The organism is Enterobacter cloacae complex sp.6700776, from assembly GCF_048284255.1.
Classification (GTDB): domain Bacteria; phylum Pseudomonadota; class Gammaproteobacteria; order Enterobacterales; family Enterobacteriaceae; genus Enterobacter; species Enterobacter intestinihominis.
Window position 1 is genome coordinate 1 of record NZ_JBLVYK010000158.1, and the last position, 306, is coordinate 306.

The 306-nt window shown below is 42.8% G+C and carries 1 protein-coding gene; it reads right to left on the minus strand.

What is annotated here, in order from left to right:
• On the minus strand, positions 1–306 hold a 306-nt coding region (locus ACNQ0T_RS23695), incomplete at both ends, for a tyrosine-type recombinase/integrase (RefSeq protein WP_417930440.1).

Consider the following 306-nt stretch of genomic DNA (forward strand, 5'->3'; position numbering starts at 1 on the left):
TCAATATACTGAGCATGGTTATACGTTCCACGAATAGAGTTTTTATCAACGTGTGCAAGCTGCGTCTCAATCCATGCAGAGTTATAGCCTTGTTCGTGCAGGATGGTGCTCATTGTATGCCTGAAACCGTGGCCTGTGGCTCTGCCGCTGTAGCCCATGCGCCTAATCATCGTATTCAATGCCATATCTGATATGTGCTTTCTATAATCAGTGCGGCTAGGGAATATATATTGATAACTACCACTAATTGGGTGTATCTGTTTCAACAAATCAATAACCTGTTCTGATAGTGGTACAATATGAGGG